This window comes from Streptomyces sp. NPDC050448, from assembly GCF_040655295.1.
Classification (GTDB): Bacteria; Actinomycetota; Actinomycetes; order Streptomycetales; family Streptomycetaceae; genus Streptomyces.
The window spans coordinates 1-15,048 of sequence record NZ_JBFAJR010000022.1 but is presented as its reverse complement, the minus strand read 5'-3'; the positions used below and the strand labels follow the sequence as shown (position 1 = coordinate 15,048).

The window sequence follows — 15,048 nt, the reverse complement described above, 5'->3', positions numbered from 1 at the left end:
ACCCCCAACGCGTGACCGCTGTTTGCCCGAGGCCCCCACCCGCTCCGGTTAACGAGATCCCTGGTTTCCCGTCACGGGCCGCCGCCCTCCCGGCCCCTTGCCGGACCCAGGTACCTTGGTGGTGTGGATTCGCACACCAAGGCGTCGCTTGTCCCTCCGCTTGAAGCCGTGCCGCTCCCCCGCACCACGGAGCGGCCACCCACCGGGCACACCACGGGCACCGCCGAGCGCGGCTCCTTCTGCCTGGCCGTCTGCACCTGCGGCTGGAGAGGCCCGGCCCGCCGCTCCCGCGACCTGGCCCGCAAGGACGCGGACCGGCACACCTCGGCCTAGCGACCGGGGCGCCGGGGCAGGGGCAGGCGGGCAGCGGCAGGCGGGTCCTCTTGGTCGCCCGTTCGGACGGCCCGGCTGGCCGACGCACCCGGGAGCGGATGCCCTGGATGCATGCCAGGACCCGCACCCCGCGTCGCCGCCCTCCTCTGGGCCCTGCTCATCGCGCTCACGCCCGCTGCCGCGGCCTCGGCCCGCCCGACGGGCTCGGCGGACGGCCCGGCCGATGTGGCCCTGGCCGTCGGGGCGACCACCACCGCGGCCGTGGCCACCGGCCTGTGGCTGCGCTCCCGCTACCGCCGCGAGGGCGGCTCGGACGGCCGAGCCGCGGAGAGCGGCGAACCGTGACCCCGAGATCCCGCCCGAAGGCGGTCCGCCTGTGCTTCGGCGGCGCAGGCCTGTGCCTGCTGGCGGCCGTCCTGATCTCCGTATGGGACGCGTACGGCCGGCCTTGAACTACGCGGCGAGGTCGCTCTCGTGCGTCAGGCAGCCCGGGGGCGGGGTCTGGGGCTGGGCGAGGTCCACCGGGCGGGGCAGGGCGCGGCGCTTGGCGCGGACCAGCCGGCCCGCACGCGGGGAGCGGGCCACCGCCCGCACGACCGGGGTCAGCAACGCCATCGCGAGCGGGGCGAGCACCAGGACGACGGCGGTGCCGAGCGCGAAGCCGCCGATGACGTCGGTCGGGTAGTGGACCCCGAGGTACACGCGGCAGATGCCCTCGGCGAGGGCCAGGCCGATCCCGATCAGCCCGAGCTTGCGGTTCGCGATGAACAGGCCGACGCCCAACGCCATCGCGAGGGTGGCGTGGTCGCTGACGAAGGAGAAGTCGCCCGGGCCGGCGTCCGGCGCGAGCACGTCCAGGCCGCTGTGTTCGACGAACGGCCGCGGCCGCCCGACGAATGCGCGCAGCGGGACGTTCACGAGGAAGGCGAGCGCGGCGGCGAGCGGGGCCCACACCAGCGCGGCGAACGACTCGACGGCCGTGGACTCGTCCTGCCGGCGCGCACCGTGCCAGCACCACAGGACGAGGAGCACCAGGGCCAGCGGGATCCCGTACGCGCCGACGAGGCCGACGGCCCGGTCGACTCCGGCCGGGGCATGCCGGGCCAGCCCGTTGATGTCGTACAGCAGGCTTACATCCAGGTTCGGCCCACTACTTGTGAGTCCAGCCATGGCGATGCGGCCCCTTGCCCTTGCTTGGTTCCCCTCGGGCGCACCTCTGCGCGCGCCCCTGAACCCCCCCGTTGATCAAGCCTGTGTCCATGGAACGCCCGTTCTGAGGGCCACGTTCCGCTCTCCACCGAATGATCACGGCAACGTTATCGAAGAGTGACTCGTCGTCGCAGCTCAGGGCCTTGGGTTAACACAGCGTGGCGGGCAGCGCGCTAGGGCGACTTGGCGTCGGCGGTACGGCCGGGAAGGGCTTCGGCCCCGTCCTTGGTGACGCGGGTCGCGCCGAAGTAGTCCGGGGTGTCGACCTTGTCGAAGCGGACCACGGCTCCGGTGTACGGGGCGTCGATCATGTACCCGCCGCCCACGTAGAGGCCGACGTGCCGGATCTCCCGAGAGTTCGTCAGATCATCGGAGAAGAACACCAGGTCGCCGGGGAGCAGTTCACCGCGCGAGGGATGCGGCCCGGCGTTGTACTGGTCGTTGGCGACGCGCGGCAGCTCGATCCCCACCGACTCGTACGCGGCCTTGGTCAGCCCCGAGCAGTCGAACCGCCCGTCCTGGTCCGGCGTACCGTTGCCGCCCCACAGGTACGGGGTCCCCAACTGCTTCTGCGCGAAGTAGATGGCCCCGGCGGCCTGCTGCGAAGGCGCGACCCGGCCGACCGGGCGGGCAAAGCTCTTCTCCAGGCTGCGGATGCCCTTCACGTAGCCCTGCGTCTCACTGATCGGAGGCACGCCGCCGGCCTTGATGACGCGATACGGCCCGGCGTTGTAGGCGGCGAGCATATTGTCGGACTGATCGCCCGGTACGTCCTTGACGTCCCGGGCCAGTACGCAGTCGTAGGAGGCCGCCGAAGGAATCGCGTCCTGGGGGTCCCAGATGTCCCGGTCCCCGTCACCGTCGCCGTCGATCCCGTACGTTGCCCAAGTGTCGGGGATGAACTGGGCGATGCCGCGCGCGTCGGCGTGACTCAGTGCGTCGGGCTTCCAACCGCTCTCCGTGTACAGCTGCGCCGCCAGCAGCGCCGGATTGAGCGCGGGGCAGAGGTTGCCCCATTTCTGCACCAACGGCTGGTAGAGCGCGGGCACGGCCCCCTTGGCAAGCCCAACAGCCTGCTTGCCGCCGCCGCTCGCGATGCCTGCCGCCGCCGAATACGTCCCGACGACGAGCAGCGCAATGAAGGTCAGGCATGCCCCGACCCCGATCCCGCTTGCCATCCAGAACTTGCGCACCCGTCAACACTGCCTCATGAAGATGGTCCTGACAGGTGTTTCGCCGCTCCGACTTGACACTATTTCACCGGAAAGCCGGTGCAGTAGATGTTGGCGTACTCCCTGACGCCCTGAACGTGGTAAAAGACCACGGTCCAGTCCCCCGGGTCGTTCGCGAGGGGAATCGCCTTGAAGTGCCGGTCGACACCGTTGTTGTCCACGAGCTGCGTTGCGAAGTCGTCGGGGTAGGTGAGATACACCCCGCCCTGGTCCTTCACCGCATCCAGGTCGACGGGCTTGCTGGTGTACCCGATGCTCTTGTTGTAGTCTTTGACGTTCTCGAAAGGCCGTCCCGTGGTCTCGTCGATGTCGTGCGGGGGTTTGACCCCGACCGAGACGTAGTAGGGCGTCTTCTCCGCGTGGTACGGCTTCAGCATCACGTGGATCTTCACCTTGCCCGTGACCGACTTCGCGTCCGGCGCATCGGCATCGACCACGGAGGACACGAGGTACTGCGAGCGCTCCTCCGCGGGCAGGTTGCAGTTCCCCAGACCGGGCGCGGTGCCCGTCCACAGGTCCCGGGACACGGTCGCGGGCTCGATGTGGTCGGGCGCGCCGTCCGAACTGGCGGGGCTCGACGCCGCGGAAGACGCCGAGGGAGCCTTGGAGGGTTGTGCGGACGGTGTCTGCACGGCCTGCGTCTGCCCGCCCTGGGGCGCAGGACCGGCCGTCCGGCCACCGGCGCCGATGTCCTTGTGTCCGTCCGTGCCCCCGCCGTTCCCGTCCCACAGCAGTAGGTACCCGCCCACGGACAGGGTGCCCGCCGCCAGTCCCACCGAGGCCACAAGCATCCAGCGCGGCAGCCGGCGCCGGGCCGCGGGCGCCTGCTCCGGAGCCGGCGGGACATACGTCGGCACGTAATCCACGGCATACGGGTTCCCGGGACCGAGGGTGGAGGGCAGCCCCGGCGCCTGGGCGCCGTCGCCGCTGGTCGCCGTGAGGGCGGCGTACACGGGATCGTCGATCAGCGCCGAGTCCACCCCGCATCGCCGGATGATCTCGGCGGGCGTCGGCCTGGCGGCCGGATCTCGGGCCACACAGAGCCGGATCAGCTCGGCGAGCCCCGGATCGACCGCGTCGACATCCACCTCGCCGTGGACCACTCGGAAGCTGACCGCCGTGGAATCGCCCGTACCGTAGGGCGCCCGCCCCGTCGCTGCGTAGGCCATCGTGGCCCCCAGCGCGAAGACATCGGCAGCGTCGGCCACCTCATTGCGCAGCAGCACCTCAGGAGCCGTGTAGCCGGGTGTGCCCGGGGCGCTGCCGTCCTGTGTCAGTGCCGTCTGCATCGCACCCTTGGCAATGCCGAAGTCGATGAGCTGCGGGCCCTGCGTGCCCAGGATGACGTTCTGCGGCTTGAGGTCCCGGTGCGTCACCCCGTACGCGTGGACGCTCGCCAGCCCCTCCGCCAGCGCCGCGAACAGCCGCCGGCAGGTGTCCGCGGGCAAGCCGCCGCGCTCCGCCACGGCATGACTGAGCGTCGGGCCCGCCACGTACTCCGTCGCCAGCCAGAACGGCGGCGCCGTCAGCGAGGCGTCGATCAGGTTCGCCGTGTACGCCGACCGCACCGCCCGCACGGTCTCGGCCTCGCGCCGGAACCGGGCCAGGGCCTCGGGGTGCCCGATGATCTCGTCCCGGATCACCTTCACGGCCACCAGGCGCCCGCCGGGCGACCGCCCGAGGTACACCTGGCCCATCCCTCCGGCACCAAGCCGGGCCAACAGCGCATGCGCCCCGATACGGGCGGGGTCGACGTCTCTCAGAGCCTCCACCGGCACGAGCCTGCCACACCGACTTACGTGCCACGAAGGCGGGTTGACTAGGAGCGCGGCGCGACGAACAGGCTCTGCGCGCTCCGCCCGATGGGCCCCTTCTCGTCGTGCAGCCGGGCGTCCGCGAGCCCGATCCCGCCCGCGTCCACGCTCGTACGGGCCTCCACGCAGGCCCACTCGCCCACCGGGTGGCGGTGCAGGTGCACGGTCAGGTCGCTGTTGATGAAGACGTACCGGCCGAAATCCATCACCGAGCTGATCCCGTTGCCCGAGTCGGCGGCGATCAGGACCCGGTCCAGCGGCCTGCTCTCCTCCCCGGCGACGAGCGGCACCTTCATCCGCATCCAGCAGGTGCCGGGCCCCAGTTCCACGAACGCGCCCTCGGTGAACCGGGTCTCCATCGCCGAGTGGTAGCCGGTCTCCCACGGCACCGGGAAGAACGGCGTCACCTCCACCTCCCCGGGCGGCGGCAGCTGCGGCCCCGGAGCCACGCCGGGCACGGTCTCCTCGGCCACCCGGATCCGCAGCGCCCGCGCGAGCATCACCGGCGCGGCCCCGGCCGGGGCGAGGGCGGCCTCGACCACCTCCGTGCTGCGGCCGGCCCGGAGCACGGAGGTGGTGATCTCCAGCGGGCCGATCGGCACCGGCCGCAGGATCTCGTACGTGATCCTCGCGATCCGCATGTCCGCGCGGGCGCCTTCCCGCTCCTCCACGGCCCGGCCGAGCAGCGCGGCCGGCGGCCCGGCATGCTGCGAGCCGGGGTCCCACGGCCCGCGCGTGTACTCGGTGGCCAGGAACCGCCCGGCATCGACCCGCTCGAAGAACGCCTCGGAGATCGCCATGCCCGGCACGCTACCGACAGGTAACCAGCCCCGCCAGGCCTTCGCCGAAGAACGGCACCTCAGCGCGCGAAGCCCAACCCGACGCCCAGCCCCACCAGCACCGAGCCGATCGTCCGGTTCAGCGCCTTCTGCGCCTTCAGCATCCGCTCGCGCAGCAGGGAGTTCGAGAAGAACAGCGCGACCGCGCCGAACCAGGCCAGGTGCGCCGCCGACATGAACAGCCCGTACCCGGCCTGCTGCCACACCGGGGTGTCCGGATCGACGACCTGCGTGAACGTCGACACGACGAACAGCGTGGTCTTCGGATTGAGCACATTGGTCAGGAACCCGGACCGCATCGCGCCCAGCCGGGTCAGCCGCGGCGCGGCCTCCAGGTCCACGCTCACCTCGGCCCGCGCCCGGAAGGTCCGGATCCCGATCCACACCAGGTACGCGGCGCCCGCCAGCTTGATCGCGGTGAACAGGGCCGTGGAGGAGGCGATGAGGAGACCGACCCCGAGCATCGTGTACGCGACGTGCACCAGCACGCCGGCCGCGACCCCGGCCGCCGCGAACAGCCCGGTGGGCCGCCCGTACAGACAGCTGTTGCGGACGACCATGGCGAAATCGGCGCCTGGACTGATCACGGCGAGGAAGGTGATGACGGCTACTGCGATCACTTCTGTCATGTACGGATGCTCACCGCACCCGCACCCGCGATCAACCGGGTTGCGCACACGGATACTTGCGACATGGACACGACGCCCGCGCCCCTCTCCCTGCGCCCGTTCCGCCCCGCGGACGACGCGCCGGCCCTGCACCACTGGATCACGACCCGGGCCGAGCTCGTCACCTGGGCGGGCCCCTCCTTCACCTGGCCGCTGGACGACGCCCAGCTCACCGCCTACGCCACCGAGCCGGGCCGCCACACCTGGACCGCCGTGTCCCCCGACGGACGCCCCCTCGGCCACATCTCCGTACGCGGCACCCGCCTGGGCCGCGTACTGATCGCCCCCGAGGCGCGCGGCCGGGGCCTCGGCGAGACCCTCCTCACACTCGCCGTCGCCCGCGCCTTCGGCGAGCTCCGCCTGCCCTCGCTCGACCTCGGCGTCTACACCCACAACACCGCGGCCGTACGCCTCTACGAGAAGCTCGGCTTCCGCACCGAGCAGGTACTGGAGGACGTGGAGGAGGTCGACGGCGTCCGCTGGTCGGCCCTCCAGATGCGGCTGACCGCCCCCGACCGGTGACAATGGACGGGTGTCCGCCACCCCCGCCACGCCCGGCACCCCCGCCGTCCCTGCCCTCCCCGTCCCCCTCCCCGTCCTGCAAGCAGACTGCTCGAACTGCTTCGCGCTCTGCTGCGTCGCCCTGCCCTTCGCCAAGTCCAACGACTTCGCGGTGAACAAGGCCGCCGGAACGCCCTGCAAGAACCTCCAGCAGGACTTCCGCTGCGGCATCCACACCCGGCTGCGCGACAAGGGCTTCCAGGGCTGCACCGTCTACGACTGCTTCGGCGCGGGCCAGCAGGTCTCCCAGGTGACCTTCGGCGGCCGCGACTGGCGTACACACCCCGGCACCGCCGGCCGGATGTACGAGGTCTTCCCGGTGCTGCGGCAGCTGCACGAGCTGCTCTTCTACGTCACCGAGGCACTCGCCCTCCCGGCGGCCGCCCCGGTCCACGCAGACCTGCGCCGCGCACTGACCGAGACCACGGAGTGGACCGCCGCCGACGCGGACGCCCTCACCGCCCTGGACGTGGACGCCCTCCGCCAGCGCATCAACACGCTCCTCCTGCGGGCCAGCGAGCTGGCCCGCGCCAAGGCCCCGGCCCGCAAGAAGAACCACCGCGGCGCCGACCTGATGGGCGCCCGCCTCGCGGGCGCGGACCTCCGCGGCGCCAACCTCCGCGGCGCCTACCTCATCGCCGCGAACCTCAGCGGCGCGGACCTCCGCCTGGCGGACCTGATCGGCGCGGACTTCCGCGACGCCGACCTGCGCGGGGCGGACCTCCGCGACGCCATCTTCCTGACCCAGGCCCAGCTCAACGCAGCCCGGGGCGACGCCGCGACCAAGATCTCCCCGACCCTGGCCCGCCCCGCGCACTGGTCGGAGTAACCCGGCCGTAAGCCCCGGACCCACCCCAGGCCCCCGGAACCTGGGCTCCGAGTCAGCCGGAGCCCGAACCCGCCCCGAGCCCGGCTCACCCCAGGCCCCTGGGGCCCGGGCGCACCCGAGCCGGCGGCTCACCCGCCGATCGCCCCCAGCCTGGCCTCGACCCGCCCGCGCAGCAGCTGGTACTCCTCCCACCGCCGCGGCAGCCGACCCACCGGCCGCGGCCCCATCAGCCGCCCCGCCGTCACCACCTGGCCCCGGCGGAACTGCTTCCGCGTCAGGTCCACCTGTATCCCCCCGGGGAGCACGTTCCACGTGTGGAACCCGTGCTGCTCCCCCTCGAGCCAGACCTCCCCGACCATCAGCTCGCCCCCCACCAGGTCCTGCACCACCAGCGACGTGATGTCGCAGTGCCCCCAGGCCGGATTGTCGGCGCTCCAAGGCGCCCGCTCGACGTCATCGGGCGAGCAGGTCTCGGCCGACCAACCCGCCCGGATGGCCGCTTCGATGTCCGTCAGAGTCCACGGAGTCCCAGTCGTCATACGCCCCACTCTGACGCGCCCCACTGACAACGCCCCTCAGGGCCTGATGATGGCCGTCCACCCCGATGGACAGATGAGCACGCCCGTCCCCGTGTACGTGCAGTGGTTCTCGAACACATCGCCCAGGGTCGTCAGCACCTTCACGTACACCGTGTAGCCCACGGTGTTGACCGACACCCCGCACTCGTTCCGCGGATGCCCCGGGTTCAGCGGCGTGGTGAGGTCCTTCCACGTGTACGCAGCGACCGGCGCCGTGTCCCGCACGCCCAGGAAGGTCCTGCCCCGGTGCTGGACGACACTGAACTCCAGGTCGCTCTCCCCCCGGGTCGTGTCGATGTCCTGGCACGGCCCGGGCTGTCCGTACGGCCCGTGCGGCCCCGCCGGCCCCCTTGGCAGCCTTCGGCGCCGGCGCCGGCAGCGTCCTCGCATCGGGCTCCGGGCACCTGCCGCTGCCCCGGCCGGGCGCCACCGCCGCGGCCGTCCCCCCGGCGGCAGCCACCGCCGGAACCGAGGCGCCCGTGAGCGCGATCACGAACGGGCTGGAGCATCTCCCCCAACCCGCCATACGGATGGAACGACTGACGGAATGTCGGATGAACGCCAGCGGGTCGGCCCAACGACACGCCCGCACACTGCGCCGAACGGCGGCCCCCCGAGCAGCCCCCCGCACGGCGAGAGGACAATCATTGCCCGGGGTCACCCCCCGTGATACACAGAGTGACCATACGTTCTTTCACCATACCCACCGCCCACGCCCAGGTCAGAGCGCACGGGCGGGTCAAGGGCCGGGAGATCGGGCAAAGAGAGCCGTCAAGTCGACGTACGACGGCGGTTTCATCAGCGAAGATAGTACGTGACCCCTGCCGTCGGGCACGGGCTACCGGAACTACCCATACAGGGGCGGTGAGTTACATGATCCTGGCAGCCGAAAAGGGCGACATCACCACCATCATCGGCGGAATCGCCCCGAACTGGGGGCCGTTCGGCAGTCTCGGCAATGAAGCGAAGGTCATGATCGAGGTGGTCATGGCCGTCGCGATCCTCCTCTGCCTCGGCATCGCCATCTGGGGCGCGGCCAAGCAGCGCATCGGCGCGACCGCCCTGCGCGACACGTTCAGCGCGGAACAGGGCAAGGGCCTGATCGTCGCCGGCCTCACCGGCGTGTTCATCATCGGCTCCCTCGGCACCCTCTTCACCATCGTCTACGGAATGGCGGTCTAGCCGGGCCGCCCACCGGCTGCCGGCTGATGAGGACTCACCACACCGCATCCACGCGGGAACCAGCGCTACCGTCGGACGACGCGGAGGGGGCGGACACGGAATGAGCAACGACGACCAGTACGGCGGCGGCTACGGCGAGGTCGGCGGCACGGGCCAGACCCGCACCCGTCTCCCGGACTCCCCGTCGGACCCGTACGGCGCCCCCCCGCCGCACCCCGCGCGCCTCACGGGGCCTGGTCACGGTGGTCGGCGTGGTGGTCCTCCTGATCGCCGCGATCGCGTTCGCGAACCAGTCCGGAGACACCCCGACCACCCCCTCGGCGAACACCCCCCCGACCCCCGCCCCCACCCAGGCCACGGGCACCCGCCCGGTGGACGGCAAGAACGGCGCCATCCCGAAGGGCTTCGCGCACGACGAACAGGGAGCCCAGTCGGCTGCCGCCAACTACGCGGTCGCGCTCGGCTCCGACGGCATGTTCGACGCTGTCCGCAGACGGGCCATCGTCCAGGCCGTGTACGTGCCGGACGTAGCTGCCGCGCGCCAGAGCGACCTCGACCGTGTCTACACGGATGAGCAGTTCCTTGCGCGCATCGGCCTCGATGCCGGCGGCAAGGCCCCGAAGGGCCTCATGTTCATTTCCCGTACGAGCCCGGTCGGGACGAAGGCGGAGAAGTTCGGCGGCGACACCGCGACCGTGTCCGTCTGGCACTCGACCCTGTTCGGTCTCGCGGGCGAGGGATCGAAGAACCCGGTCGCGGAGAGCTGGTACACGAACACGTTCGAGCTCCGCTGGATCGACGGCGACTGGCGCGTCGCCGACTTCACGCAGAAGGACGGCCCGGCCCCGGTCGGCCGGGACCAGAGGGCTTCCTCCGCCGAGGAGATGGCCGCCGCCGTGTCGCAGTTCGGGGGGCTCACCTATGCACGCTAGTCGTCGCGGCTTGTCCTTCACGGCCGTCGTAGCCGCCCTGCAAACCACGGCGGTACTCCTGGCCACCCGCGCAGTGGCCGCTCCCACGCCTACTCCGACTCCGACTCCGTCCCCGACGCCCAGCCCGCAGGCAAGCAACAACCCCTGTGACCTGATCCGGGGCCCGGCCAAGGACTACTGCGAGCGCGGCAGCGGCGCCGGCGGAGCCCCCCGCACCGGCCTGGCGCCCAGCGACCCCGCCGACGCCCTCAACCCCCTCGCCTCCCTGGCCAAGGGCTGCGCCGACGCCGCCTCCTGGATCGTCACCGAGCTCAGCAAAGCGATCAACGGCACGGCCAACGTCGACTTCACCAACGGCGCCTTCCTCAAGCAGTACGCCATCGTCTTCGCCGCCTCCACCATCCTCACGCTCGTCCTCTGGCTCTTCGCCGTCGCCAAGCGCGCCATCCGCGGTGTCCCCCTCACCACCGCCATCTCCGAAGCCGTCGGCTTCCTCTGGCTCACCGTCCTCGCCTCCGCCTTCACCCCCCTGATCCTCTACACCGTCGTCTCCGCCACCGACGGGGTCACCGAGGTCATCGCCTCGGCCTCCGGCGGCCAGACCGACGTGTTCTTCGGCTCCTTCATCGAGGCCCTCAAGAAGGGCGACTCCATCGGCGGCGGCCCGATCATGCTGATCGTCGTCTCCCTCGTCACCGTCCTCGCCGCCGGCGTCCTCTTCCTCGAGCTGTTCATCCGGGCCGCCCTGCTCTACGTGGGCGCCCTCCTCGGCGTCGTCGTCTACGCCGGGCTCGTCGACCGGAACCTCTGGGGCCACGTCCGCCGCTGGGCGGGCATCATGATCGCCGTCATCCTCGTGAAGCCGGTCATCGTCATCGTCCTCGGCCTCGCCGGAGCCCTCGCCGGCGAGAAGGGCCCCAACGCCTTCTCCGCGGTCGTCTCCGGCCTCGCCATCATCCTCCTGGCGATCTTCGCCTCCGCGATGATCTACCGCTTCGTCCCCGGCTTCGGCGACGAGATCGCCTCCGCCCGCTCGAACCGCAGCAAGGCCACCGACGGCGCCCAGGCCGCCGCCGTCATCAGCTCCCCGGCCTCCCTCGTCTCCCAGGGCATCAAGACGCACAGCAGCCGCGGCTCCCACCGCGGAGGCGGTGACGGCGGCGCCTCCAGCGCCCCCCGCCCCGCCAACCCCATCTCCGGAGGCGTGGCCGCCCACAGCAGCCGCCCCACCTCCGGCGGCGGAGGCGGCGGATCTGTCCCCTCCGCCGCACCCGCGCCCCGCACTGGATCGAGTACGAGGAACACAGGAGGTGACGGGCGTTGACGACCCAGTCCCACCAGCTGCACCCGATCGCGCCCCGCCGCACGTATCTCATCGGCCGGGCCCGGCCGAACGCGATCGTCGGCAAGAACCGCGAGAGCGGCGAGATCGCCCTGATCATCGTCGGCGCGTTCTTCGGCATGATGAGCGGACTGCTCGTCCCCGACCTGACCCTGCGCATCGTCAGCCTCGCCGGCTTCCCCATGCTCGCGCTCGCCGCCGTGTACGTCCCGTACAAGGGCCGCACCTTCTACAAGTGGTTCGAGATCAACCGCAGCTACAAGCGCACCCTGCGCCGCGGCACGACCTACCGCTCCGGCGCCATGGAAGCCGGCGTCCGCGCCGCCGACGGCCGCGAGGTCGAGGTCGGCCCGCCCCCCGGCATCGGCCGGATCAACTGGCTCGCCGCCCCCTTCGGCCCCGACGAGATCGCCGTCCTCCTCCACGCCGACCGCAGAACCGTCACCGCTGCCATCGAGATCGAGGGCCCCGGCGTCGGCCTGCGCGACAGCGAGGACCAGGAAGCCCTCGTCGACCGCTTCGGCACCCTCCTCAAGCACGTGGCCAACGGCGACGGCTTCGTCACCCGCCTCCAGATGCTCGCCCGTACGCTCCCCGCCGACCCGGACGCACACGCCAAGGACGTCGCCCAGCGGGGCGACACCAACGCCCCCGTCTGGCTGCGCGACTCGTACGACCAGCTCCAGTCGATGGTCTCCACCTCCTCCGAGCAGCACCGCGCGTACCTCGTCGCCTGCATGCACTACACGCGCGAGCTCGCCGCCGAGGCCCACACCATCGCCCGCGCCGGCACCCCCCACAAGGGCCGCAAACTCGACCGCGACGCCGGCCTCGCCATCGTCATGGCCCGCGAGCTCACCGACATCTGCGCCCGCCTCGCCGAGGCCGACATCCGCGTCCGCCAGCCCCTCGGCCAGGGCCGCCTCTCCTCCCTCGTGCACTCCATGTACGACCCGGACCACCCCATCGACCACATCCAGGCCATGACCAAGCGCAACACCTGGCCGGCCGAACTCGACGCGGTGGAACCCACCTACCTCCAGGCCAAGACCCGCGAGTCCTCCACCCGCGCCCCCTGGTGCCACGCCACGGCCTGGGTGAAGGAATGGCCGATGACCCCGGTCGGCGTCAACTTCCTCGCGCCCCTCCTCGTCCACACCCCGGACGTGATCCGCACCGTCGCCGTCACCATGGATCTGGAGCCCACCGAGGTGGCCATCGAGCGCATGCTCACGGAGAAGACCAACGACGAGGCCGACGCCAGCCGCGCCGCCAAGATGAACCGGACCGTCGACCCCCGCGACATCGCCGCCCACGGCCGGCTCGACCAAAGAGGTGAAGATCTCGCGAGCGGTGCAGCGGGAGTGAACCTGGTCGGGTACATCACCGTGTCCTCCCGTTCGCCGGAAGCCCTCGCCCGCGACAAGCGGACCATCCGCGCCTCGGCCGGAAAGTCCTACCTGAAGCTGGAGTGGTGCGACCGCGAGCACCACCGCGCCTTCGTCAACACCCTGCCGTTCGCCACCGGCATCCGACGCTAGCTGGAGGGAAGTGCCGCCCATGCGAGATCCCATGTCCGCTCTGACGGACGCCTTCACCAGCTTCCTGTTCGGCAAAGTCGAGACCACGCGCCTGCCCGTACGCACCTCCACCGGGCAGGCGCAGGCCGTCTACCTGCCCACCGCCGCCCCCGGCCTCGGCGACTCCGGCGTCATCATCGGCCGCGAGGTCTACAGCGGCAAGGGCTACATCTACGACCCCTTCCAGCTGTACGGCCAGCAGCTCCCGGCCCCGCACTGGCTGGTCCTCGGCGAGTCCGGCAACGGAAAATCAGCCCTCGAGAAGACCTACGTCCTGCGCCAGCTCCGCTTCCGGGACCGCCAGGTCGTCGTCCTCGACGCCCAGGGCGAGGACGGCGTCGGCGAGTGGAACCTCATCGCCCAGCAGCTGGGGATAACCCCCATCCGCCTGGACCCCATCGCCGCCCACGACGACGGGATCCGCCTCAACCCCCTCGACCCGGCGATCACGACGACCGGCCAGCTCGCGCTGCTCCGGACCATCATCGAAGTCGCCATGGGCCACGGCCTCGACGAACGCTCCGGCTTCGCGCTCAAGGTCGCGCACGCGTACGTCGTCGACACCATCCGCGACCGCCAGCCGGTCCTCACCGACATCGTGGAACAGCTCCGCCACCCGGAAGCCGAGTCCGCGGAAGCCATGAACGTCGACATAGACGATGTCCGGGCCTGGGGCCTCGACGTGGCACTGGTCATCGACCGCCTCGTCGACGGCGACCTGCGCGGCATGTTCGACGGCCCCACGACCGTAGGCATCGACCTCGACGCCCCGCTGATCGTCTTCGACCTGTCCCACATCGACCGCAACTCGATCGCGATGCCGATCCTGATGGCGATCGTCGGCGTCTGGCTGGAGCACACCTGGATCCGGCCCGACCGCAAGAAGCGCATCTTCCTGGTCGAAGAGGCCTGGCACATCATCAACAGCCCCTTCGTGGCCCAGCTGTTCCAGCGCCTCCTGAAGTTCGGCCGCCGCCTCGGCCTGTCCTTCGTCGCCGTCGTCCACCACCTCTCGGACGTCGTCGACGGCGCGGCCGCCCGCGAGGCAGCGGCCATCCTCAAAATGGCCTCGACCAGAACGATCTACGCCCAGAAGGCGGACGAGGCCCGCGCGACCGGCCGGGTCCTCGGCCTCCCCCGCTGGGCGGTGGAAATCATCCCGACCCTCACCCCGGGCATCGCGGTCTGGGACGTCAACGGCAACGTCCAGGTGGTCAAACACCTGATCACCGAGGCCGAACGCCCCCTCGTCTACACCGACCGCGCCATGACCGAATCCTCGGCCCAGCACCAACTCCCCGACGACCTGCTGGCCGCCGAACTGGAGGCGGAGGAAAGGGCCCTGCTGATGGAACGCCACCGCAACGGCGGCCCGGGCTCGGCGACCACGGTGGCATGACCATGCACGACACAAGGCCCAAAGCCGGAACCCCGGGCGGCATCCCGGACGGCCTCCTGGTCGGCCTGCTGGCCTTCCTCCTGGGTCTGGCCGCCCTGGTCTGGACATCCACGGGCCTGGCGGCGCTCTTCTCGAAGGGCGCCTGGCCCTCCACGGTGACCTTCACCCGCACCCCGGGAGCGGTCCGCGCCCTGATAGCTCAACCGCACGACGTCCCGGGAGCCTGGCCGGCCACGGACCCGGCGGCCCTCTCGGGCTGGGGCCTGTTCTGGGGCCTCTTCATCAGCCAGCTCCTGGTGCTGTTCGTCCTGACGATCTTCATGATGGGCGTCATCGCCCGCACCAAGGCCCGCCGAGCCAATCCAGCCCCGGCGGCGTCCGAGGCCCGGGGGCCCGAGGCCAGCTCCCGCCCGGCGCACCCCACCCCGGCCGGGCCGTACGACCCGACCCCGCCGCCCCACCCAGCCCCGCCGGCGTCCGAGGCCCGGGGGCCCGGGGGCAGCGCCCCCAGCAACTCCCGCCCGGCGGTCCCCACCCCGGCCGGGCCGTA

General features: G+C 71.4%; 15 protein-coding genes and 2 pseudogenes. 10 read left to right on the top strand and 7 right to left on the bottom strand.

Features of this window, described 5'->3' with window-relative positions; translation table 11 throughout:
* Positions 1–168 precede the first annotated feature (168 nt).
* Positions 169–333: a hypothetical protein gene (locus tag AB0I68_RS24155; RefSeq protein ID WP_363179426.1), complete on the top strand. Its 165-nt coding sequence runs from the start codon at positions 169–171 to the stop codon at positions 331–333.
* A gap of 111 nt (positions 334–444) precedes the next feature.
* Positions 445–678, top strand: a complete 234-nt coding sequence (locus tag AB0I68_RS24150) for a hypothetical protein (RefSeq protein ID WP_363179425.1) — start codon at positions 445–447, stop codon at positions 676–678.
* Positions 679–786: 108 nt separating this feature from the next.
* Here AB0I68_RS24150 and AB0I68_RS24145 read toward each other — a convergent pair whose 3' ends face one another.
* The 5 genes from AB0I68_RS24145 to AB0I68_RS24125 form a co-directional block, all read right to left on the bottom strand.
* A complete protein-coding gene (locus tag AB0I68_RS24145) occupies positions 787–1,503 on the bottom strand; it encodes a phosphatase PAP2 family protein (protein WP_363179424.1) in 717 nt (238 codons plus the stop codon).
* A gap of 212 nt (positions 1,504–1,715) precedes the next feature.
* Positions 1,716–2,720 (bottom strand): bifunctional lytic transglycosylase/C40 family peptidase, encoded by a 1,005-nt coding sequence (locus tag AB0I68_RS24140; protein ID WP_363179535.1) that lies wholly within the window; start codon positions 2,718–2,720, stop codon positions 1,716–1,718.
* Between the two features lie 74 nt (positions 2,721–2,794).
* A complete protein-coding gene (locus tag AB0I68_RS24135; protein ID WP_363179423.1) occupies positions 2,795–4,546 on the bottom strand; it encodes a serine/threonine-protein kinase in 1,752 nt (583 codons plus the stop codon).
* A 47-nt stretch (positions 4,547–4,593) separates the two neighbouring features.
* Entirely contained in the window at positions 4,594–5,388 is a 795-nt protein-coding gene (locus tag AB0I68_RS24130) for a thioesterase family protein (protein WP_363179422.1), read from the bottom strand.
* A gap of 59 nt (positions 5,389–5,447) precedes the next feature.
* Entirely contained in the window at positions 5,448–6,056 is a 609-nt protein-coding gene (locus AB0I68_RS24125) for a LysE family transporter (RefSeq protein WP_363179421.1), read from the bottom strand.
* Positions 6,057–6,119: 63 nt separating this feature from the next.
* Here AB0I68_RS24125 and AB0I68_RS24120 point away from each other — a divergent pair, with 63 nt between their 5' ends.
* Both AB0I68_RS24120 and AB0I68_RS24115 read left to right on the top strand, forming a co-directional pair.
* Positions 6,120–6,617, top strand: coding sequence for a GNAT family protein (locus AB0I68_RS24120; protein WP_363179420.1), 498 nt, complete (start codon positions 6,120–6,122; stop codon positions 6,615–6,617).
* A gap of 76 nt (positions 6,618–6,693) precedes the next feature.
* Positions 6,694–7,485, top strand: coding sequence for a pentapeptide repeat-containing protein (locus tag AB0I68_RS24115; protein ID WP_363179534.1), 792 nt, complete (start codon positions 6,694–6,696; stop codon positions 7,483–7,485).
* Between the two features lie 128 nt (positions 7,486–7,613).
* Here AB0I68_RS24115 and AB0I68_RS24110 read toward each other — a convergent pair whose 3' ends face one another.
* Positions 7,614–8,024, bottom strand: coding sequence for a hypothetical protein (locus tag AB0I68_RS24110; RefSeq protein ID WP_363179419.1), 411 nt, complete (start codon positions 8,022–8,024; stop codon positions 7,614–7,616).
* Between the two features lie 36 nt (positions 8,025–8,060).
* Positions 8,061–8,288, bottom strand: coding sequence for a hypothetical protein (locus AB0I68_RS24105; RefSeq protein ID WP_363179418.1), 228 nt, complete (start codon positions 8,286–8,288; stop codon positions 8,061–8,063).
* A 648-nt stretch (positions 8,289–8,936) separates the two neighbouring features.
* On the opposite strand from AB0I68_RS24105, the gene AB0I68_RS24100 reads away from it, so the two are divergent.
* The 6 genes and pseudogenes from AB0I68_RS24100 to AB0I68_RS24075 all read left to right on the top strand — a co-directional run.
* Positions 8,937–9,245 carry a hypothetical protein gene (locus tag AB0I68_RS24100; protein ID WP_008742356.1) on the top strand — a complete coding sequence of 103 codons (309 nt, stop codon included), beginning with the start codon at positions 8,937–8,939 and terminating at the stop codon, positions 9,243–9,245.
* 100 nt (positions 9,246–9,345) lie between these two features.
* A pseudogene (locus tag AB0I68_RS24095) lies at positions 9,346–10,177 on the top strand (hypothetical protein).
* Entirely contained in the window at positions 10,167–11,501 is a 1,335-nt protein-coding gene (locus tag AB0I68_RS24090; protein WP_363179417.1) for a hypothetical protein, read from the top strand. The pseudogene AB0I68_RS24095 and the gene AB0I68_RS24090 overlap by 11 nt, the downstream one beginning before the upstream one ends.
* Complete coding sequence (locus AB0I68_RS24085) at positions 11,498–13,060, top strand: SCO6880 family protein (protein WP_363179416.1); 1,563 nt, start codon at positions 11,498–11,500, stop codon at positions 13,058–13,060. The genes AB0I68_RS24090 and AB0I68_RS24085 overlap by 4 nt, the downstream gene beginning before the upstream one ends.
* 19 nt (positions 13,061–13,079) lie before the next feature.
* Positions 13,080–14,498 carry an ATP-binding protein gene (locus tag AB0I68_RS24080; RefSeq protein WP_363179415.1) on the top strand — a complete coding sequence of 473 codons (1,419 nt, stop codon included), beginning with the start codon at positions 13,080–13,082 and terminating at the stop codon, positions 14,496–14,498.
* A gap of 2 nt (positions 14,499–14,500) precedes the next feature.
* Positions 14,501–15,048 (top strand): annotated as a pseudogene (locus AB0I68_RS24075) (type VI secretion protein); the annotation flags it as partial.

Bases quoted from the DNA above. Each gene is read 5' to 3' on its own strand.
- AB0I68_RS24150 (WP_363179425.1), top strand. From the start codon at position 445: ATGCCAGGACCCGCACCCCGCGTCGCCGCCCTCCTCTGGGCCCTGCTC.
- AB0I68_RS24145 (WP_363179424.1), bottom strand. From the start codon at position 1,503: ATGGCTGGACTCACAAGTAGTGGGCCGAACCTGGATGTAAGCCTGCTG.
- AB0I68_RS24140 (WP_363179535.1), bottom strand. From the start codon at position 2,720: ATGGCAAGCGGGATCGGGGTCGGGGCATGCCTGACCTTCATTGCGCTG.
- AB0I68_RS24130 (WP_363179422.1), bottom strand. From the start codon at position 5,388: ATGGCGATCTCCGAGGCGTTCTTCGAGCGGGTCGATGCCGGGCGGTTC.
- AB0I68_RS24125 (WP_363179421.1), bottom strand. From the start codon at position 6,056: ATGACAGAAGTGATCGCAGTAGCCGTCATCACCTTCCTCGCCGTGATC.
- AB0I68_RS24120 (WP_363179420.1), top strand. From the start codon at position 6,120: ATGGACACGACGCCCGCGCCCCTCTCCCTGCGCCCGTTCCGCCCCGCG.
- AB0I68_RS24110 (WP_363179419.1), bottom strand. From the start codon at position 8,024: ATGACGACTGGGACTCCGTGGACTCTGACGGACATCGAAGCGGCCATC.
- AB0I68_RS24100 (WP_008742356.1), top strand. From the start codon at position 8,937: ATGATCCTGGCAGCCGAAAAGGGCGACATCACCACCATCATCGGCGGA.
- AB0I68_RS24090 (WP_363179417.1), top strand. From the start codon at position 10,167: ATGCACGCTAGTCGTCGCGGCTTGTCCTTCACGGCCGTCGTAGCCGCC.
- AB0I68_RS24080 (WP_363179415.1), top strand. From the start codon at position 13,080: ATGCGAGATCCCATGTCCGCTCTGACGGACGCCTTCACCAGCTTCCTG.